The organism is Brevundimonas sp. GW456-12-10-14-LB3 (assembly GCF_059424365.1).
Window position 1 is genome coordinate 101,910 of sequence record NZ_JBWKZJ010000003.1, and the last position, 18,743, is coordinate 120,652.

The following is an 18,743-nucleotide window of genomic DNA, read 5'->3' on the forward strand; positions in this document are numbered from 1 at the left end:
AGTCTGTAATGCGCCCCACCTTCATCAACGTCGGCGAACGGACCAACGTCACCGGCTCGGCCAAATTCCGCAAGCTGATCGTCGAGGGCGACTACTCGGCCGCGCTCGACGTCGCCCGGCAACAGGTCGAGGCCGGGGCCCAGATCATCGACATCAATATGGACGAGGGGCTGCTGGACGGCGCCGTCGCCATGCGGACCTTCCTCAATCTGATCGCGGCCGAGCCCGACATCGCCCGGGTGCCGGTGATGATCGACAGCTCCAAATGGGAGGTGATCGAGGCGGGCCTGAAGTGCGTCCAGGGCAAGCCCATCGTCAACTCGATCAGCATGAAGGAGGGCGAGGCCGCCTTCCGCGAACACGCCGTCAAATGCCTGCGCTACGGCGCCGCCGTCGTGGTCATGGCCTTCGACGAGGTGGGCCAGGCCGACACCGCCGCCCGCAAGATCGAGATCTGCACCCGCGCCTATAATATCTTGGTCAACGAGGTCGGCTTCCCGCCCGAGGACATCATCTTCGATCCCAATATCTTCGCCGTGGCGACGGGGATCGAGGAGCACGACAACTACGCCGTCGACTTCATCGAGGCGGTCAAGGTCATCAAGGCCACCCTGCCCTACGCCCGCATCTCGGGCGGCGTCTCGAACGTCTCGTTCAGCTTCCGCGGCAATGAGCCGGTCCGCCGGGCGATCCACAGCGTCTTTCTGTACCACGCCATCAACGCCGGCATGGACATGGGCATCGTCAACGCCGGCGACCTGCCCGTCTATGACGACATCGACCCCGAGCTGCGCGAGGCGGTCGAGGACGTCATCTTGAACCGGCCGCAGCGGACCAATGTCTCGAATACTGAGCGACTGGTCGACATGGCGCCCCGCTACAAGGGCGAAAAGGGTCAGGCCCGCGTCGTCGATCTCAGTTGGCGCGAACAGCCGGTCGGCAAGCGGATCGAGCACGCCCTGGTCCACGGCATCACCGAGTTCATCGAGGCCGACACCGAGGAGGCGCGGCTCGCCGCCGAACGGCCGCTGCACGTCATCGAAGGTCCGCTGATGGACGGGATGAATGTGGTCGGGGACCTGTTCGGCTCGGGCAAGATGTTCCTGCCCCAGGTGGTCAAATCCGCCCGGGTGATGAAACAAGCCGTGGCCTGGCTCGAGCCCTATATGGAAGCCGAAAAGGCGGGCAAGCCGCGCGAACAGGCCGGCCGCATCCTGATGGCTACGGTCAAGGGCGATGTCCACGACATCGGCAAGAACATCGTCGGCGTCGTGCTCCAGTGCAATAATTACGAGGTCATCGACCTGGGCGTCATGGTCCCGGCCGACCGGATCCTGGACGAGGCCAAGGCCCACAATGTCGACATCATCGGCCTGTCCGGCCTGATCACGCCCTCGCTGGACGAGATGGTCTTCGTCGCCGCCGAGATGGAGCGGCGCGGTTTCGACATTCCTCTGCTGATCGGCGGCGCCACTACCAGCCGCACCCATACGGCGGTCAAGATCGAACCGGCCTATCGCCGCGGCTCGACCACCTATGTCGTCGACGCCTCGCGCGCCGTCAGCGTGGTCTCAGGCCTGCTGTCGCCCACCGAAAGGGCCAGGAACGAAGCCGCCACCCGCGACGAATACATCCGCATTCGGGAACAGTACGCCCGGGGCCAGGAGGTCAAGGCCCGCGCCAGCCTGGATCAGGCGCGCGAGAACCGCTTCAAGCTCGACCCCGATCAGCCCCGCCCCGGCAAGCCCGGCTTCATCGGCGTGCGGGCCTTCGAGTCCTGGGATCTTCAGGACCTCGCCGACCACATCGACTGGACCCCATTCTTCGCCAGTTGGGAGCTGATCGGCCGCTATCCGCTGATCCTTGACGACGAGATCGTCGGCCAGGCCGCCCGGGATCTGTTCGCCGACGCGCAAGCCATGCTGAAGCGAATCATCGACGAGAAGTGGTTTACCGCCAAGGGCGTGGTCGGCTTCTGGCCCGCCCGCGCCGCCGGCGACGACATCATCGTCTTCGCCGACGAGACGCGCGACGCCGAGATCGCCCGCTTCCACACGCTGCGTCAGCAGATCAAGAAGTCGAACGGCAAACCGAACCTGGCTCTGTCCGACTTCATCGCCGACGACGACCAGGACTATATCGGCGCCTTCGCCGTCACCGCCGGCCACGGCGAGCTGGAGATCGCCAAACGCTTCAAGGAGGCGGGCGACGACTATTCCGCCATCCTCGCCACCGCCCTGGCCGACCGCATGGCCGAGGCCTTCGCCGAACGGCTGCACAAGGAAGTCCGCACCCAGCTGTGGGGTTACGCTGCCGACGAGGCGACCAGCGTCGACGATCTGATCGCCGAACAATACCAGGGCATCCGCCCGGCGCCCGGTTACCCGGCCCAGCCCGACCATACGGAAAAGGCCACCCTGTTCCGCCTGCTTCAGGCCGAGCAAAACGCCGGAATGGCCCTGACGGAGAGCTTCGCCATGACGCCCCCGGCCTCGGTCTCGGGCCTCTATTTCGGCCATCCGGGCAGCCACTATTTCGGCGTCGGCAAGATCGATCTGGACCAGGTCGAGGACTACGCCCGGCGCAAGGGCTGGGACGTCGCCACCTGCGAACGCTGGCTGGCCCCCATCCTCAACTACGATCCCTACGTCGCCAAACGGGAAACGGCGGCCTGAGCCGGACCCAAGCCGCCGTGGCTGATCTTCGAGATTCTGCCGCTTAGTTTGCGGGCGCCGGCGCCTCAAGCCCCACTTCGGCCGGGGTCGCCGGCGGAGTGGTGATGTTGTTCCGGATGCGCCGCGCCGCATGTTCGCACCGGCCCGGCAGGCCGTAGAACAGGCCGAAGGACTGGCTCCGCGCCGCCTCGTCCTCGCTCGCCAGAAGCGGCGCCCACTGGGCCTTGGCCGCAGCCGCCGCCTGTTGCGCAGCCGCCTTGGTCGCCGCCGTCTGCCTCGGCTCCGCCGCCGCCAGGGCGCTGCGGAAATCCTGGGCCTCCAGACGACCCAGCCGCACCAGCTCCGTATCCTCCGGCGAGCGGCTCGTCAGGCTGTCGCCCAGATCCGCGTGCCCCGTCACCAGGGCGTCGCACCAGGCCACCAGCGGATAATCCTGTGTCGGCGCCCCGCGCGGCAGCGTGTGCGAATAGGCGATCGCCTCACGGACCTTCAGGGCCTCCGCCGTCTCGGCGGTGCGATTGCCGGTGACGATCGGCCCGTCCTGGGACTGGGCGAAGGCGGCGGCGGCGGCGGAAAGCGAAAGGGTCGCGGCGAGCGCGGCGGCGGAAAACTTCAGCATTGCAATCCTAGACGAGAGGGCGCCCCAGCGCCCAGCCAAGCTGTAACGCTCCACCGCCAAGATGGCGCCAGTGCGGCGGCATCAATTTGAGGATAAAAACTGCCGAGTTTTATTGCTCAAAAGATCGGATCTCGTTTTCAAAACAAAAAAGGAGCGGGCCGCAGGCCCGCTCCTCTCTCGTCGCCGCTACGGTCTTTTAGAACTTGACCGAAGCGCTGAGACGCACATAGCGCGGCGTCTGATAGGCGGTGACCTTGCCGAAGTTCGGGTTTACCTGACCGGGGCCCGGATAGGCGCCGATGTCGATTTCACCGAATTCGTTGAAGTCGAGTTCAGCCTGCTGGTTGAAGATGTTGAACACATCCGCGCGCAGCGTGACGCCGTCGCCCGGAATGCCCCAACGATCACGAAGGGTATAGGCGAAGGTCAAATCCACGACCTTGAGCCAATCGCTCTTGAACACGGAGCCCCGAGGCGTGGCCTCTGACGTTCCGTCGCCGTCCAAGTCGCAGTACCACGACGCGGCGCCGTAGAAGGCGGCGAACAGGTCGTCGTCGGTGTTCGGGTCGGTTTCCGGGTGAACCCCCTGACAGCCAAACTGACGCGGCGACTCGATCAGGATGTTGGCGCCGATATTGAAGTTCGGCGTCACCTGCCAGTTGCCATACGCCTTGAAGGCATGTTCGCGGTGGTTCGGCAGCTTGCCAAACGCGCCGTCCGCCAGGCCAGGCACGTCGTAGTCTTGAGTAAGACCAGGGTCAGCCTGTCCGTTGTCGGACTTCAGAGCGCCTTCATAATTGCCTTCCAGATCAGACCAGACGTAGCTGACCCGGCCGCCCCACACGCCATCGAAAGCGCGTTCCAGCGAGAACTCGACGGCCTTGTATTCCCGGACAGGTTTCGGGAAACGCAGGTCATCCGCCGCCAGATCGACGACACGATCCTGAGTGATCAAGCCGCCCGAAGCTGCGGCCAAGTCGGAGCCCGCCAGGGTGACAGTGACGTCTTCGCCGGGGTTGGCCAGAACGTACTGGTGGAAGCCCGACCAGACGCCGGCGCAGCTCGCCGCCGAGAGACCGCCGCCAGCTTGTTCGCAGTACTGCTGCAGAGCCGAGTCGATGGCGATGTCGTCAATGGCACGACCCAGATCGCGGTAAGTGGCAGTCACGCCGGCCGTATAACCGCCGAACCGTTGCGAATAGCCGATGATGAACTCATCAACGTACATCGGATCAAGGTTCGAAGCGACCTGAGTTGCGATCGGCTTGGTCGTGCCGTCAGCGAGGGTGACTTCCGAGAACAGGCTGCCCAAGATGGGTTGTTCATTGTCGTCACGAATGCCGTCTTGGTTGGCGTCGATGGCGAGATTACCGTTCAACACATTCAGATTGTACGTATCGCGGAAGTACAGCTCCCGACCGGCCAAGCGCTGGTTCGTGTTGACGGCGACGGGCAGATAGTAGCGCCCGTAGAAGCCGAACAGCTTAGCCTGACGATCGCCGAAAACGTCGAATGTGGCGCCGAGCCGCGGAGCGATCTGATTTTTGATGTCGACGAAGGTTTCGCCGTTGATATTGGCGTTCTCGAAGCTTTCGCCGCGGACGCCGAGATTCAGAGTAAGCCGGTCGGTGACTTCCCAGCTGTCCTGCACGTACCAGGCGTTTTGCGTCGAAGTCCACGAGCCAGAATTATCGTAGACTTCAACCCGCACGCGGCGCGGCGAACCGATGAGATCAGGCCGTCCAGCGGGAGCGTTCGCAGCGGTGAAGGGCGTCTGGTAGCGGTAAGCCACGCCGCCGGTCCGCTCGCCAGAGCAGACAAGGGCGTCTTCGTTCGTCGCGGTGTTGATCGGCGAGGACCGGCAGATGTTGAAGCCCGAGCCCGAGCGAGACAGCGTTTGGCTGGCTTCCAGATCTTCATTGTCGATACCAGCCCGGAAGTGGTGCTGACCAAACAGCGACACATAGGCATCGACGTCGAAGCGCAGCATTTCGCGCCGGTCGTCATTGGTGCCCGGCGAGCCGATCAACCAATTGCCACGCTGGGCCGTCAGCGTGTTCTCAACGTCCAGAATACCATCGCCGTTGTAGTCGAAGCCGGTAATATCGATGATCACCGGGTTGCCGTCTTCAGGCGAAGAACTGACGGTACGGTTTTCCGTCACGCCGTAAGACAGCGAAGTGGTCAGCCAGTCGGTCCAAACACCAGTGTAGCGGAAGACGTAATTATCGCCGCCGCTCTCGAAGTTGTAAACGCCATCCGACCTCGAACCCGCGTTGTTTGCGAAGAAGGTCGTCTGTTCGGTTTCCTGCTCAACGTGGTCGGTGAAATAGGTGCCTTCCAGGCGGTGACCATCCGCTATGATGAAGTCGACCTTTCCGCCGTAAACCGGCGTGTCGTCCTTCGTCCGGAAACCAAGGCCGCTGGTGTTCTGGTCGTACGCTTCGCGGTTGCGCACATTGTACAGACCATAGGCAAAGAGACGGTCGCTGATGATGGGACCGCCCGCCTCAAGGATAACATCCCAAGACTCGCGATAATCGTTTTCGTTCAGCGCGAGATATGTATTGGGCTGATACTCGCGCAGGCTTTCCGGTTCCCAGTACGACGTCAACCCGAACTTCCATTCGTTGCCGCCAGATTTGGTCGTAGCATTGATGACCCCGCCGGTGCCCCGGCCGAATTCCGCAGAATAACCACCCGTCTTGACGTCGAACGTTTCGTAGAACTCGAAGGGCACACTGGCGCCGCCCAAGAAGCTCACGAAGTCCGTGGTGTTCAGGCCGTTGACGAAGAAAGTGTTCTCCCCCGCCGAAGAGCCGGAAATCGCCGGGATGCCGCCAAATGCGGCATCACCGGCCGTCACGCCGGGCGCGAGAAGCGCCAATGCCGTTCCGGACCGAGCGATCGGCGTATTGGCCGTCAGTTGTTCGACGTTGACGCTCAGACCCGTCGTCGTGGCGTCAAATTCGGACACAGCTCGGCGCGTACCTACGACGACGATGTCACCGACCGTCGTGGCGTTTTCTCGACCAATGGTGAAGGTGAAGGACGACGTGCCGCCGACCGAAACGTCCACATTGTCAGAAAACGCATTATAGCCCGGGGCCGAGATGGCGATCGTATAATTGCCTTGCGGCAGCGCGACCGCGCGAAAAGCGCCAGAGGCGTCCGTGGTAAACGTGCGGCTGAAGCCCTGATCCGTCGATGTCACCGTGACGGTCGCGCCCGCGACAGCGGCGCCAGAGGTATCCCTAACATTGGCCGCGATGGCGCCCTGCGTGGCGGAAGCCTGCGCAAGAGCGTTCGTGGGCGCAACCAAAACGGTGGCGGCCGGGACGATGGCGGCCGCGAACATCGCCACGCCTCCAATCATCGTGCCCGTCAGCAGACGCTCTCGAATTGTTTGGGTTTTCAAATCAAGTCCTCCAAAACGCAACTCGCGGCGACGGCTCACGAGTTGCTCGATATGCCGCGCCCCCATGCGCGCGGATCGAAGGAGACCTTAGTCAGTGAACCCATTGAAGCTACGACTATTACGCCTCCGTAACCTATTAGTCGTGAGATTGTCTCAATAAGGCCACACCATGACCGTGAGCGCCACTAAGAAGCCATTTTGCACCTCGTAGCGTTCTTTGGGCATGGATTATCCTCTCATCCCAAAATTGCAGAACAATAATGGCTTCCAAATGAGCTAAGTGCAAAACTCCACGACGTTGAGATGGCACCTCTGGGTGTACGCTACCGCTCCACCGCCACCCTCGACGCATAAGGCGCCGGCTCGGGCGTGCACGACGCTGTGACGAGTTGCGCCGCCATGAGACACAGCAGCGCCGCCGCGATAGGCTGGAGCCGATTTGAGACAGCGAAGGCGATCGAACGAGCCATGATGGGGCGCTCCGGCGAAGGTTACCGAGGAGTTAAGGCAAGGGTCGCGCCAGAGGACGGGGGCGTCGGCGTGATTCCCTTCGTTCGGGATTTTGATTTCGCCCACGGGCGGCGCGATCAGGTCTCGCCGCTGATTCAGCGAGTGATCGCCCACAATCCGGGTCCCTTCACCTTCACGGGGACGGGGACCTATATCGTCGGTCGGGCCGAGCCGGGGGCGCAGGTGGCGGTGATCGACCCCGGCCCTTTGGACGAGCCGCATCTCGCCGCCCTGCTGACGGCGGTGGCGGGACGTGTAGTGAGCCACGTCCTCGTCACCCACACCCACCGCGACCACGCCCCCCTCGCCCGCCCCTTCGCCGATCGTACGGGGGCGACGATTCTCGCGGCGCGGCCCCCGCTGCGAGAAACCCACGCCTCGGGCGCGCTGGATGAGGATGAGGATGCGGACTTCGCCCCCGACAGGGTGCTGACGGGCGGCGAACGGATCGAGGGCGACGGCTGGACGCTGGAGGCCCTGTTCACGCCCGGCCACGCCTCGAACCATATGGCGTTCGCTCTACGGGAGGAGAACGCCCTGTTCAGCGGCGACCACGTCATGGGCTGGTCCACCACGGTGGTGGCGCCGCCGGATGGAAACATGCGCGACTATATGGCCAGCCTGGACGCCGTGATCGCGCGGAACTACACCACCCTCTGGCCCACGCACGGCGCCCCTGTGACGAACCCTGGGCCCTTTCTGTCAGCCTATCGCGCCCACAGGCTGGAGCGCGAGGCCCAGGTGGCGGCGCGGTTGAGGGCGGGCGACCGAACGGCGGCGGAGATGACGCCGATTCTCTACGCCGCCGTGGATCAGCGGCTGTGGCCGGCCGCCGCCCTGTCGGTCCTGGCCCATCTGATCAAACTGGTCGAAGACGGGACGGCGACCGTTTCGGGCCCGCCCAGCGTGACGACGGAGTTTCGTCCGGCCTAGAGCCTGATCCGTTGAGGAGGAACCGCTACGCGGTTCGCTGAAACGGTGAATCAAGCCCCAGATCAAAGCGAGAGCATGATTCACGCTTCTGTTGGAACCGCTGCGCGGTTCCGTCCGAAACGATCATGCTCTAGCGGACTTCCTCCTCCAGGGCCGCGACGATCTTGCCCATCAGACGGCAGGTCGCGCCGCCGTCGGGGCGCGGATCGCGCGCTGCAACTCGAATGTCGGTCCGTCCGGGCCGGATGCGGATCACCGCGTCATAGGCGAAGCCGAACCAGGCGCCCTCATGCACCCCCTCGACCTCGAAGGTCGCGGCGCGAACCACTGGAAAACCAGCGTCCACCAGGGCCGATACCGCCTGCTGCGCCAAGATCTGCGAGGGAATGGAGCGGGCGGCGGGACAGGCCTGCATCCCCTGAACGTCATTCGCGCGAGGATGAAGGGCGGCCAAACGGCTGAAGGCCGGCGGTTCTTCCACACTGGTGCTGACGTCGCGCGGCGTCGGCTGGGCCAGACGCGCCCCTTGATAGAGGAAGACGCCCAGCACGCTTCCCGCCAACACCAGGGCCGTCGCGGCATAGGCCCCACGTCGGCCGAGGTCGCGCAGAGCCAGGACCGAGACGACCAAGGCCGCACCGAGGCCGACCCAGGCCAGACCCCGCCCCACCGTCCAGGTCAGCAGATCATAGGTGACCGCCCGATCGACCCCGCCGAACAGGGTGGCGGCCATGGCCCCCACCGCCAAGACCGGAGCCGCCGCCGTCACGGCGGTCAGGACAGGGATCAAGGCGGGGACGGGCTTGGTCGATCGCATCGGCGTTCCGGCAGGTCAGGCGGGCTGAACGTCGGGCAGACGATAGTCCTTCATCCGCTCGCGCAGAAGCTTCTTGTCGATCTTGCCTGTGGCGCCCAGGGGAATCTCGTCCAGCGCCACCACGTCGTCGGGCATCCACCATTTGGCGATCTTGCCTTTCAGGAAGTCGAGATGCTCCTGCTTGTCCAGGATCTCTCCCGCCTTCAGCTTGACCAGCAGGACCGGGCGCTCGTCCCATTTGGCATGAGGGGCGCCGATCACCGCCGCCAGTTCGACCTTGGGATGGCCGACGGCGATGTTCTCGATCTCAATGGAGCTGATCCACTCCCCACCCGACTTGATCACGTCCTTTGACCGGTCGGTGATCTGCATGAAGCCCAGCTCGTCGACGGTCGCGACGTCGCCCGTATCGAAGAAGCCGTCTGAGTCCAGAATCGAGCTCTCCTCACGGAAATAGGCGCGGGCGACCGTCGGCCCCTTGACCATCAAATGGCCGAAGGTGGCCCCGTCATGCGGCAGGCTCTGACCCGCGTCGTCCTTCAGCGCCAGTTCGATGCCCAGTGGGGGCGTACCCTGTTTGGTGCGGTATTTCAGCTGTTCCTCGAACGGCAGGGCCGCCGTCTCCGGCGTCATGTTCGACAGGGTGCCGATCGGCGAAGTCTCGGTCATGCCCCAGCCCTGGAGCACTTCGACGCCATAATCGTCGTGGAAGGCTCGGATCAGGCTTTCCGGCACGGCCGAACCGCCGATCAGCACGCGCTTGACCGTAGAAAGCTTCAATCCGTTCTGCCGCATATGGGCCAGAAGCCCCTGCCACACGGTGGGCACGGCGGCCGAGAAGGTGACGCCCTCGGTCTCGAGCAGCTCATACAGAGCCTCCCCGTCCATCCGGGCGCCCGGCATCACCAGCTTGCAGCCCGATGCGGGACCGACGAAGGCGATGCCCCAGGCGTTGGCGTGGAACATGGGCACCACCGGCAGTATGACGTCGCTGGTCTTGCCCCCAACCACCGAAGCTTGCAGGGCCATGAAGGTGTGCAGGAAGTTGGAGCGGTGCGAATACAGCACCCCTTTGGGATTCCCCGTGGTGCCGGAGGTGTAGCACAGGCCGCAGGCGGTGTTTTCCGGGAAGTCGCCCCACAAGACGTCGGGGGACTGTTCAGCCACGATCCTTTCATAGGATTCTGCGCGCGGCAGCCGGGTCTGCGGCATGTGGGCGTCGTCGGTCATGATGATGACCCGCTCGACCTTCGGGATGTGGGGCAGAATGGCTTCAAGCAGCGGCACGAAGGTCAGGTCGGTGAAGATGACCCGGTCCTCGGCGTGGTTGATGATATAGACGAGTTGCTCGGGAAACAGACGGGGGTTCAGGGTGTGGCACACCGCGCCTATGCCCATGACGCCGTACCAGGTCTCGATATGGCGGTCGGTGTTCCAGGCCAGGGTGGCGACGCGATCGCCGGGCTCGATACCCCAGGCTTTCAGGGCGTTGGACACCCGCTTGGCCCTGTCGTGAATCCGGCTGTAGGTGGTGCGGACGATGGGGCCTTCGACGGAACGGGTGACCACTTCGCGGTCGCCGTGCCAGTTCTTGGCGTGGTCGAGGATCTTATCGACCGTCAGAGGCCAATCCTGCATCAATCCCAGCATGTGCGTCTTCCTTGTCCCTTGATGCGTCTGCTCGCCCGCGACGCTTGATGAGACGCTATAGGGGTGATCAGCGATAAGCAATGCGAGCCCGGCGCGCCGTCGCGCGACCGATCGCCCCGTCGGACCGGCGCTTGGCGATGCGCCGGCCGGCGCCGTAGAAGGCCCTCCATGGCCATATTGATCGCAATCACGGGGGGCTCCGGCTCCGGTAAGAGCACGCTGGCGGAGGCGCTTGTGTCCAGCCTGCCCGACGGGGCGGCCGTGCTGGTGCGCGAAGACTCCTATTATAAAGACGCCGCCGCCCTGCCCGGCTTCGACCCCGCGACCTTCGACTTCGACGATGTGGCCGCGCGCGACCATGCGCTGATGATCACAGACCTGAAGGCGTTGAAGTCGGGTCGGGGCGTGACCGCGCCCGTCTATTCCTTCATCCATCATGGACGCGAGCCGGGCGGCGAACCGATCGCGCCAGCCGAGGTGGTGATCGTCGAAGGCACCCATGTGCTCTGTACGCCTGAGCTGACCGCCCTGTTTGACATCCGGGTCTTTGTCGACACCCCCGCCGACATCCGCTTCATCCGGCGCCTGCTGCGCGACCAGTCCGAGCGGGGTCGGTCGGCAGATTCGGTCGTGGCCCAGTATCTGGCGACCGTGCGGCCGGGCCATGAGCGGCTGACCGAGCCGTCGCGCACCCACGCCGACTTCATCGTCGCCGACGCCACCGCCGCCGTCCGGCTGGAAGATCCGCAGGCCGTGGTTCGTCTGGCCGCGCCCGTCCTGGCCCATCCCCTGCTGGCGCCTTTCCTGACAGACTGAAGGTTTAGGTCGGACTTCGGAACGGATTGCCTTACGCCACGACAGCCCGGTATGCGTCCTGAAACGAAACTGAAGGAGACGCCTGTGGCCATTCCCGCTTCGCTTCAAAAAGGCCTGACCCTGCCGGTCATCTCCTCGCCGATGTTCCTGGTCTCAGGCCCGGACCTGGTGGTCGAGGCTTGCAACGCCGGGATCATCGGCACCTTCCCGTCGCTGAACCAGCGCACGACCGAGGGCTATCGGGACTGGCTGCAGGAGATCAAGGGACGCCTGTCTCCCGACGCGGCCGCCTTTGGCGTCAACCACATCGTCCACCCGACCAATCCCCGGCTGATGGCCGATATGATGGTCTCGGTCGAGGAGAAGGTGCCGCTGATCATCACCTCGCTCGGCGCGGTGCGCGACGTGGTGGATGCGGTTCACGGCTACGGCGGCATGGTCTTCCACGACATCGCCAACATCCGTCACGCCAGGAAGGCGGCCGAGGCGGGCGTCGACGGCCTGATCCTGGTCGCCAACGGCGCGGGCGGCCACGCCGGGATCATCAATCCCTTCGCCCTGATCAACGAGGTCCGGTCCTTCTACGACGGGACCATCATCCTGGCCGGGGCCATTTCGACGGGCCGAGACGTGGCGGCGGCGCTGATGATGGGCGCCGATTTCGCCTATATGGGCACCCGCTTCATCAACACGGCCGAAGCCCTGGCGCCCGAGGCCTACAAGCAGATGGTCATCGACAGCGGCTCGACCGACATCGTCCATACCCCGGCGGTCTCCGGCGTTCCCGCCAACTTCATGACCAAATCCCTGGTCCAAAACGGCATTGATCCCAAACACCTGCCCGAGCACAAGCTGGACATGGGCGCCGAGGCCAAGGCCTGGAAGACCGTGTGGTCCGCCGGCCAGGGCGCCGGGGCCATCCACGACGTCCTGCCCACCGCTGAACTGGTCGCCCGCCTGCGACAAGAGTTCGCTCAGGCCACGGAACAGTTTTCAGCGCGGTTCCCCGCAGGCTAAGGGCTCTTTCGCGCGGTTCGCGCGTTGGAGCCCCCATGATCCGAAACACACGCGCCGCCCGCCTCTCCGTTCCCCTCGCCGTCGCCCTTGCTGCCCTCGCCGCCCCCGCCCTGGCCCAGACCTCCAATCCCTCCTCGGACTGGGGATTCGAGCTTGGCGCGGGAACCGACAACCGGTCCAAGGCGGCGTCCAAGTCCGGCAACGACGGCTATGCCTTCGGCGCCGCGACCTGGGAGTCCGCCGACGGCCGCTTCTACGCCGGCCCCGGCTTCGAGACGATCCAGGCCGGGGGTTCCCGGTTCGAGACCGAACTGGTCGCCGGCTACCGGCCCGAAGCCTGGGGCTACGCCTTCGACCTCAGCCTGGCCTACAAGAACCGATGGGACGTTGATCCCGGGTATGACGCCGACGGTTGGGAGCTGACCGGCGACATCAGCCGCGCCGTCGGTCCCGCTGAGGCCCGGCTGCAGGTCCAGTATTCGCCCGACGCGGCCGGCTCCACACGGTCCTTCACCTGGGTCGAAGCCCAACTCGCCTGGGCCTTCAGTCCCCGCCTGGAGGGCTCCGCCGCCGTCGGCCGCCGCGAACAGGACGGCGCCCCCGACTATACCGGCTGGAACGCCGGCGTGACCTACGACCTGACGGACGCCCTGGCGCTGGATCTGCGCTACCACGACACCGACGCCCACGCCTTCGGCGACCAGTACGAGGACGCCCTGGTGGCGGAAGTGGCCTACGCCTTCTGATGCGGGACGGGCGCGGGCCGCCGCCAACCTGCGACATTCTTGACGAGCAACTGCATATCTGAGACCTTTCGAGCGGAGGGTAGCTATGAAAATCGCATTTACTTACGCCCTGATCTTCACTGCGCTCGGCGGCCTCGCATCTGCATCAGCCCAGTCCGGAGCCCAGTCCGGCTTCCCACAGTTTACTGACCCAGGATCGGTCCGCGCCCGGGAAAGTGAAGGGCGTCGGGCGGCTCAAGCCGCAGCTCAACAGTTCGAAGCCAGTCGACGATTGCAAATCTATTCGCCGGCCGAGCGTGACAGAGTTCGCCGTCAAGCCCAGCGCCTGATGAGCCAGACGGACAAGTCATGCGACGTCACCACCGCGGTAAAGGTCGGACGTACTGACGATCGCCGCGACCTGTTTGAAGTCGCCTGCGCGAGCGGCATGGGCTATGTAGTCGTCAGCGGCGCTCGAGTGACGACCTACGACTGTCAGCAACTGGCGGAGGCTGCGCGCATTGTGAGGACGTCCAACGCTAATGCGGACGTAGGCACTCAATGCACCCTGCCTGAGAACGGCGGCTGAACCTCTTCTTCAGCCGATCACACCACACCGCTAAGGCTGTTCGCTTGGTCCTACGGTTTACGGAAGCGCGCCCATTTTGACTCCCGACTCTAGATGACCGACGCTATCCCCGTATATAGGAGCGTCAGCCGTGACCTGTTCGAGACCCAGATCGTTCCGGAAGGGCGTCCGGCGGTAATCCGTGGCTTGGTTTCGAACTGGCCTATGGTCTCACTTGGTTTGAGATCTCATAGTGAGCTTTCAAATCACATTCGGGCGGCCGCCACAAACGATCCGACCGTGATCTGGAGCGGCTCGCCTGAAATCAAAGGGCGCTTTTTCTACAGTCACGACTTGAAGGCCTTCAATCACGCCCAAGAAAAAGCGCCTTTAAGCGTTCTGTTGGACAGGCTGATGCGCCACCATAGCGACTCTGAGCCTCCCGGCTTCTACGCTGGCGGCGTGCCTCTCGCGAGCCACCTCCCCCGTCTCCTGCTCGAGACTCCGATGCCTTTGTTGGAAAAGAAAGGCGAGCGGCGGGTTTCGCTTTGGATTGGAAACCGTGTTCGGACGGCAGCCCACTGGGATTTGCCCCAGAACCTAGCGTGCGTAATCGCTGGTCGTCGCCGTTTCACCCTCTTTCCGATCGAGCAAATCCGGAACCTGTACTTCGGACCTGTCGATTTCACGCTCTCGGGCCAGCCCATCAGCCTAGTTGATTTCATAGAGCCTGACCTGGATGCCCACCCCCAATTCGCCGAGGCGATGAAGCACTCACAGGTGGCTGAACTCGAGCCTGGAGACGGCTTGTACATGCCCAGCCTCTGGATACATCATGTAGAATCGCTGGATCCGTTCAGCGCCATGATCAACTTTTGGTGGCGTGACGCGCCCGCCTACACGGAAGCGCCCATCTTCAGCCTCCTACATGGCCTGCTGACGCTTCGAGACTTGCCTCCACGCGAAAGACAAGCTTGGCGTACAGTCTTCGACCACTACCTCTTCCGACCCGATGAGCAAGATCCAATGGGGCACATACCTCAAGACGCCCGGGGGCTGTTCGCCGCCATGACGCCCGAAATAATGCGACGCCTAAAAGCGACGCTTATATCTCATCTGTCGCGCTAGCCGGCCTCGCTTAGGAAAGAGCGTCTCGACCTCTTGCTCCTCGGCGATCAACACCCATATGTGGATGGTCGATCTCTCTGCGTAACGCCGCTGCTCCCTTTGCATCACGCACCGAGGTCCAAACGCCGATCCCATTCAGACCCGACAGACCGCTTGGGGCCCTCCCTTCGGTCAACGCCAGACGGAGGTCTCCAAATGGCTACCGGCACTGTAAAATGGTACAATCCCACAAAGGGTTACGGCTTCATCGCCCCTGATGACGGCGGCAAGGACGTCTTCGTCCACGCCTCGGCGGTCGAAACCTCGAGCCTCGGCTCGCTGAACGAAGGCCAGAAGATCGGCTACGAGATCGAGCGCGACCAGCGCTCCGGCAAGGAATCCGCCGGCCGCCTTTCGGCGGCGGAGTAGGACAAGCTTCTTGGCTCGCCCGCCATCGCTTTCGACGGCGAGGTGACGAAGCTCCTGCCTCTGGGCGGCCGGAAGGTCCGCCTGGACAACGGCCACATCGTCACGGTCCTGCCGACCCTGGGTGCGCCGAACGGCGTTTCCTTGCTCGGCGACCGTGTCGTGGTCGAGATCGCCTTCAATCAGCTGAAGGGCTGGCGCCTCGCGCGCCGGCCCTGAAGCCTTTCTGCACGGATGACGACATGACCCCGCTCGCCGACATGATCCCCACCATGACCGACGCCGACCTGACCACACTGCGCGCCAACGCCGCCCGTCTGGTCGAACACGGCGCCTCCACTCAGGTGATGGCCGCCAGCGACATCCTGCCGGTCATCGACGACGAACTGGCCCGCCGCGCCGCCCTGCCCAAGCCCGTCAAGGCACCGCCGGCGAAGCGCGCCGCCCCCAAGAAGAAGCTGCCCCCCGTCACCGGCCACCAGACGGCTCTGCCGTCCGGCTGAGATCAGCCCAGCGCCTGATCCAGGTCGGCGATCAGGTCCTCGACATCCTCGACCCCGACCGACAGGCGGATCAGGCTGTCGGTGATCCCGCCCTTCTCGCGGACCTCCTTGGGCACGCTGGCGTGGGTCATGATGGCCGGGTGGTTCACCAGGCTTTCAACCCCGCCCAGCGACTCCGCCAGGGTGAAGACCTCGACCCGTTCCAGCACCCGCCGGGTCCGGTCCAGGTCGCCGTCCAGGATCACCGTCACCATGCCGCCGTAGCCGCCGCGCATCTGGCGCGCCGCCAGTTCGTGCTGCGGATGGGCGATCAGGCCGGGGTAGATGACCTTGGCCACTCCCGACCGGGTGTCCAGCCAGCGCGCCACCGTCAGGGCGTTCTCGCAGTGCGCCCTCATCCGCAGCGCCAGGGTCTTCAGGCCCCGGTTGGCCAGGAAGGCGTCGAACGGCCCCATGACGCCGCCGACCGAGTTCTGCAGGAACTTGATCCGCGTCGCCAGCTCGGGATCGGCCGTCACCAGCACGCCGCCTATGATGTCCGAATGGCCGTTCAGATATTTGGTCGCCGAGTGCATCACCACATCCGCCCCCAGGCTCAGCGGCTGCTGGCAGAAGGGCGTGGCGAAGGTGTTGTCCACGATCAGCAGCAGGCCATGCGCCTTGGCCACCGTCGACAGGGCGGCGATGTCGGCCAGCTTCATCAGCGGATTGGTCGGGGTCTCGACCCACAGCATCTTCGTCTTGGGCGTGATCGCCGCCTCGACCGCCGCGATGTCGCTCAGGTCCACATAGGCGAAGTCCAGTCCCATGGTCCGCCGCCGTACCCGCTCGAACAGGCGCCACGAGCCGCCGTACAGGTCGTCGCCCGTGACGATATGATCGCCCGCATCCAGCAGTTCGAGCGCCGTCGAGGTCGCCGCCATGCCCGAGCCGAAGCCGAACCCGTGGGCGCCGCCCTCCAGGTCCGCGATACAGGCCTCGAACGCCTCGCGCGTCGGGTTCTTGCCCCGCGCGTATTCATAGCCCTTGTTCACCCCCGGACTTTCCTGGGCGTAGGTCGAGGTGGCGTAGATCGGCGTCATCACCGCCCCCGTCGTCGGGTCCGGCCGCTGTCCGGCGTGGATGGCGCGGGTCGAGAAACCCTGGCTGTTCTTCTTGTCGGAATTCATTCGTCTTCCTCTTCGGGAGGCATCGCCTTGACGATCCACCCCCCTTCCGAAAGCTGGGCCAGATGGCCAGGATCTATGGCGGGTAAACCGAGCGGCTCAAGCACGGGCATCAGGTGGTGCAGGTGTACGACCTGGGCGTCTTCGGCCCCATGATCAAACCGGGCGCACAACACCTGCACGACACCGTCAACGTCATGTGCCACCTCGACCACCGGCTGACCATCGGTCACATGCCTGCACACGATAGCCGGCTGGTCGTCCGCAAACTCATGGCCCATCAGCTTCAGCATCAGCGGTTCAGGCTGAGGTGGTTGATCAGGTCGGTGCGGGTGATCAGGCCCACGAACCGCTCGCCGTCCAGCACGATGGCCACCCGGTCGCGGTCGAACAGGGGGATCAGGGCGTCCAACGGCTCATTGACCTGGACCGTGTCCAGATCGCGCGTCATGGCGTCGGCGACCGGCTTGGCGAACCGCTCCTTGCGGGTGATTTCGTCGGTGTTCATCACCTGGACCAGGTCGCTCTCGTCCAGGATGCCGACCAGACGCCCGTCCTCGATGATCGGCAGCTGGGAGACATCGGCGCCCTTCATCCGCTTGAAGGCCGTGTCCAGGGTGTCGCCCGGCCCGGCCACGACCACGTCGCCCCGCTCGTACTTGCGGTTGATCAGGTCCGACAGGTCGCCGTGCAGCTCGCGCTCGCCCAGGCCCTGATCCGCCAGCCAGGCGTCGTTATAGACCTTGGACAGATATTTGGCCCCGGTGTCGCAGACGAAGGTGACGCAGGTCTTGGGCTCCGTCTGCTCGCGGCACCAACGCAGGGCCGTGGCGATCAGAGTGCCCGACGAAGATCCCGCCAGAATGCCTTCCTTCAGCAGCAGTTCGCGCGCCGTGGCGATGGCTTCCGCGTCCGGGATCGAATAGGCCTTGTCGATCAGGCTCATGTCCGCCGTATCGGGCACGAAGTTCTGACCGATGCCCTCGACCGTATAGCTGCCGTCCGGCCCCGGCACGCCGTCGTTGACGATGCCGGCCAGGGTCGATCCCACCGGGTCGGCCAGGATGATCTGGGCCTTGGAGCCGACGCTCTTCAGATAGCGCGCGACGCCGGTGATGGTCCCGCCCGAGCCGATGCCGGCGACGAAGGCGTCGATGTCGCCGCCCGTCTGTTCCCAGATCTCCGGCCCCGTCGTCTTCACATGGGCCTCGGCGTTCGACTGGTTGGCGAACTGGTTGACGTAATAGGCGCCGGGAATGGCCTGGGCCAAACGCTCGGCCATGTCGGTATAGTAATCGGGGTGGCCATGCGGCACATCGGATCGCGTCAGGCGAACATCGGCGCCCATAGCCCGCAGATGCTGGATTTTTTCCTTCGACATCTTGTCCGGAATGACCAGCAGCACCTTATATCCCCGAGCGCGGCCGACCAGGGTCAGGGCCAGGCCGGTGTTGCCGGCCGTCGCCTCGACGATCGTGCCTCCTTCCTTCAGCCATCCCTCGCGTTCGGCCGCATCCAGCATCTCAACGGCGATCCGGTCCTTGATCGAGCCGCCGGGGTTCTGGGACTCCAATTTCAGCAGCAGCCGGCTCTTGCCGGTGTCGATCTTCGTCACCTCCACCATCGGCGTCTTGCCGATCAGATCCAGCGGCGACTTCACGGTCGCGCTCAGGGCGGGGGCGGTCAGGGACATCGTAGGCTCCGGTTCGGGACGCAGCGAGGCTGAGGCCTCACATTCACATGGTCAACTCACGCAAGATTTGACCCAAGGGCGCGGTTCCGCGCTACGAAAG

Annotated in this window: 17 protein-coding genes; 10 read left to right on the forward strand and 7 right to left on the reverse strand. The window is 64.4% G+C overall.

Annotated features, from left to right (window positions below):
- Positions 1 to 8: 8 nt before the first annotated feature.
- Positions 9 to 2,675 carry a methionine synthase gene (metH, locus tag AC07XS_RS02345; RefSeq protein ID WP_182713534.1) on the forward strand — a complete coding sequence of 889 codons (2,667 nt, stop codon included), beginning with the start codon at positions 9 to 11 and terminating at the stop codon, positions 2,673 to 2,675.
- Positions 2,676 to 2,718: 43 nt separating this feature from the next.
- On the opposite strand, the gene AC07XS_RS02350 is transcribed toward metH, so the two are convergent.
- Both AC07XS_RS02350 and AC07XS_RS02355 read right to left on the reverse strand, forming a co-directional pair.
- The gene (locus tag AC07XS_RS02350; RefSeq protein ID WP_182713535.1) at positions 2,719 to 3,294 is read right to left on the reverse strand and encodes a hypothetical protein; all 576 of its coding nucleotides are present in this window, start codon (positions 3,292 to 3,294) and stop codon (positions 2,719 to 2,721) included.
- A gap of 196 nt (positions 3,295 to 3,490) precedes the next feature.
- Entirely contained in the window at positions 3,491 to 6,751 is a 3,261-nt protein-coding gene (locus tag AC07XS_RS02355; protein WP_182713536.1) for a TonB-dependent receptor, read from the reverse strand.
- 501 nt (positions 6,752 to 7,252) lie between these two features.
- On the opposite strand from AC07XS_RS02355, the gene AC07XS_RS02360 reads away from it, so the two are divergent.
- On the forward strand, positions 7,253 to 8,155 hold the full coding sequence (locus AC07XS_RS02360; RefSeq protein ID WP_182713537.1) for an MBL fold metallo-hydrolase: 903 nt from the start codon (positions 7,253 to 7,255) through the stop codon (positions 8,153 to 8,155).
- 130 nt (positions 8,156 to 8,285) lie between these two features.
- Here AC07XS_RS02360 and AC07XS_RS02365 read toward each other — a convergent pair whose 3' ends face one another.
- The gene (locus AC07XS_RS02365) at positions 8,286 to 8,972 is read right to left on the reverse strand and encodes a DUF1499 domain-containing protein (RefSeq protein WP_152950631.1); all 687 of its coding nucleotides are present in this window, start codon (positions 8,970 to 8,972) and stop codon (positions 8,286 to 8,288) included.
- Positions 8,973 to 8,987: 15 nt separating this feature from the next.
- A complete protein-coding gene (locus AC07XS_RS02370; RefSeq protein WP_152950632.1) occupies positions 8,988 to 10,622 on the reverse strand; it encodes a long-chain-fatty-acid--CoA ligase in 1,635 nt (544 codons plus the stop codon).
- Between the two features lie 168 nt (positions 10,623 to 10,790).
- Between AC07XS_RS02370 and udk the strand changes: the two genes are divergently transcribed.
- The 8 genes from udk to AC07XS_RS02410 all read left to right on the forward strand — a co-directional run bounded on the left by udk (position 10,791) and on the right by AC07XS_RS02410 (position 15,784).
- Positions 10,791 to 11,438 carry a uridine kinase gene (udk, locus tag AC07XS_RS02375; RefSeq protein WP_182713538.1) on the forward strand — a complete coding sequence of 216 codons (648 nt, stop codon included), beginning with the start codon at positions 10,791 to 10,793 and terminating at the stop codon, positions 11,436 to 11,438.
- Positions 11,439 to 11,522: 84 nt separating this feature from the next.
- Positions 11,523 to 12,455, forward strand: coding sequence for an NAD(P)H-dependent flavin oxidoreductase (locus AC07XS_RS02380; RefSeq protein WP_182713539.1), 933 nt, complete (start codon positions 11,523 to 11,525; stop codon positions 12,453 to 12,455).
- A gap of 35 nt (positions 12,456 to 12,490) precedes the next feature.
- On the forward strand, positions 12,491 to 13,201 hold the full coding sequence (locus AC07XS_RS02385; protein ID WP_182713540.1) for a TorF family putative porin: 711 nt from the start codon (positions 12,491 to 12,493) through the stop codon (positions 13,199 to 13,201).
- Positions 13,202 to 13,286: 85 nt separating this feature from the next.
- A complete protein-coding gene (locus AC07XS_RS02390) occupies positions 13,287 to 13,769 on the forward strand; it encodes a hypothetical protein (protein WP_182713541.1) in 483 nt (160 codons plus the stop codon).
- 93 nt (positions 13,770 to 13,862) lie between these two features.
- On the forward strand, positions 13,863 to 14,876 hold the full coding sequence (locus AC07XS_RS02395) for a cupin-like domain-containing protein (RefSeq protein WP_182713542.1): 1,014 nt from the start codon (positions 13,863 to 13,865) through the stop codon (positions 14,874 to 14,876).
- Between the two features lie 195 nt (positions 14,877 to 15,071).
- A complete protein-coding gene (locus tag AC07XS_RS02400) occupies positions 15,072 to 15,284 on the forward strand; it encodes a cold-shock protein (protein WP_182713543.1) in 213 nt (70 codons plus the stop codon).
- Positions 15,285 to 15,326: 42 nt separating this feature from the next.
- A complete protein-coding gene (locus AC07XS_RS02405; protein ID WP_152950636.1) occupies positions 15,327 to 15,500 on the forward strand; it encodes a hypothetical protein in 174 nt (57 codons plus the stop codon).
- 23 nt (positions 15,501 to 15,523) lie between these two features.
- Positions 15,524 to 15,784, forward strand: coding sequence for a hypothetical protein (locus AC07XS_RS02410; RefSeq protein WP_182713544.1), 261 nt, complete (start codon positions 15,524 to 15,526; stop codon positions 15,782 to 15,784).
- A 2-nt stretch (positions 15,785 to 15,786) separates the two neighbouring features.
- Here the strand turns inward: AC07XS_RS02410 and AC07XS_RS02415 are convergent, their stop codons facing one another.
- From AC07XS_RS02415 to AC07XS_RS02425, 3 genes are read right to left on the reverse strand one after another with little or no spacing between them, the layout of a single operon-like run.
- Positions 15,787 to 16,953, reverse strand: coding sequence for a cystathionine gamma-synthase (locus AC07XS_RS02415; protein WP_182713545.1), 1,167 nt, complete (start codon positions 16,951 to 16,953; stop codon positions 15,787 to 15,789).
- A complete protein-coding gene (locus AC07XS_RS02420) occupies positions 16,950 to 17,243 on the reverse strand; it encodes a hypothetical protein (protein ID WP_182713546.1) in 294 nt (97 codons plus the stop codon). The genes AC07XS_RS02415 and AC07XS_RS02420 overlap by 4 nt, the downstream gene beginning before the upstream one ends.
- Positions 17,243 to 18,643, reverse strand: coding sequence for a cystathionine beta-synthase (locus tag AC07XS_RS02425; RefSeq protein WP_182713547.1), 1,401 nt, complete (start codon positions 18,641 to 18,643; stop codon positions 17,243 to 17,245). The genes AC07XS_RS02420 and AC07XS_RS02425 overlap by 1 nt, the downstream gene beginning before the upstream one ends.
- Positions 18,644 to 18,743: the final 100 nt, after the last annotated feature.

What these genes read in the sequence shown, in the direction of transcription:
- AC07XS_RS02365 (WP_152950631.1), bottom strand. Translation starts at nt 8,972, where the DNA reads ATGCGATCGACCAAGCCCGTCCCCGCCTTGATCCCTGTCCTGACCGCC.
- AC07XS_RS02350 (WP_182713535.1), bottom strand. Translation starts at nt 3,294, where the DNA reads ATGCTGAAGTTTTCCGCCGCCGCGCTCGCCGCGACCCTTTCGCTTTCC.
- AC07XS_RS02370 (WP_152950632.1), bottom strand. Translation starts at nt 10,622, where the DNA reads ATGCTGGGATTGATGCAGGATTGGCCTCTGACGGTCGATAAGATCCTC.
- udk (WP_182713538.1), top strand. Translation starts at nt 10,791, where the DNA reads ATGGCCATATTGATCGCAATCACGGGGGGCTCCGGCTCCGGTAAGAGC.
- AC07XS_RS02425 (WP_182713547.1), bottom strand. Translation starts at nt 18,643, where the DNA reads ATGTCCCTGACCGCCCCCGCCCTGAGCGCGACCGTGAAGTCGCCGCTG.
- AC07XS_RS02395 (WP_182713542.1), top strand. Translation starts at nt 13,863, where the DNA reads ATGACCGACGCTATCCCCGTATATAGGAGCGTCAGCCGTGACCTGTTC.
- AC07XS_RS02420 (WP_182713546.1), bottom strand. Translation starts at nt 17,243, where the DNA reads ATGCTGAAGCTGATGGGCCATGAGTTTGCGGACGACCAGCCGGCTATC.
- AC07XS_RS02410 (WP_182713544.1), top strand. Translation starts at nt 15,524, where the DNA reads ATGACCCCGCTCGCCGACATGATCCCCACCATGACCGACGCCGACCTG.
- AC07XS_RS02390 (WP_182713541.1), top strand. Translation starts at nt 13,287, where the DNA reads ATGAAAATCGCATTTACTTACGCCCTGATCTTCACTGCGCTCGGCGGC.
- AC07XS_RS02400 (WP_182713543.1), top strand. Translation starts at nt 15,072, where the DNA reads ATGGCTACCGGCACTGTAAAATGGTACAATCCCACAAAGGGTTACGGC.
- metH (WP_182713534.1), top strand. Translation starts at nt 9, where the DNA reads ATGCGCCCCACCTTCATCAACGTCGGCGAACGGACCAACGTCACCGGC.
- AC07XS_RS02385 (WP_182713540.1), top strand. Translation starts at nt 12,491, where the DNA reads ATGATCCGAAACACACGCGCCGCCCGCCTCTCCGTTCCCCTCGCCGTC.
- AC07XS_RS02415 (WP_182713545.1), bottom strand. Translation starts at nt 16,953, where the DNA reads ATGAATTCCGACAAGAAGAACAGCCAGGGTTTCTCGACCCGCGCCATC.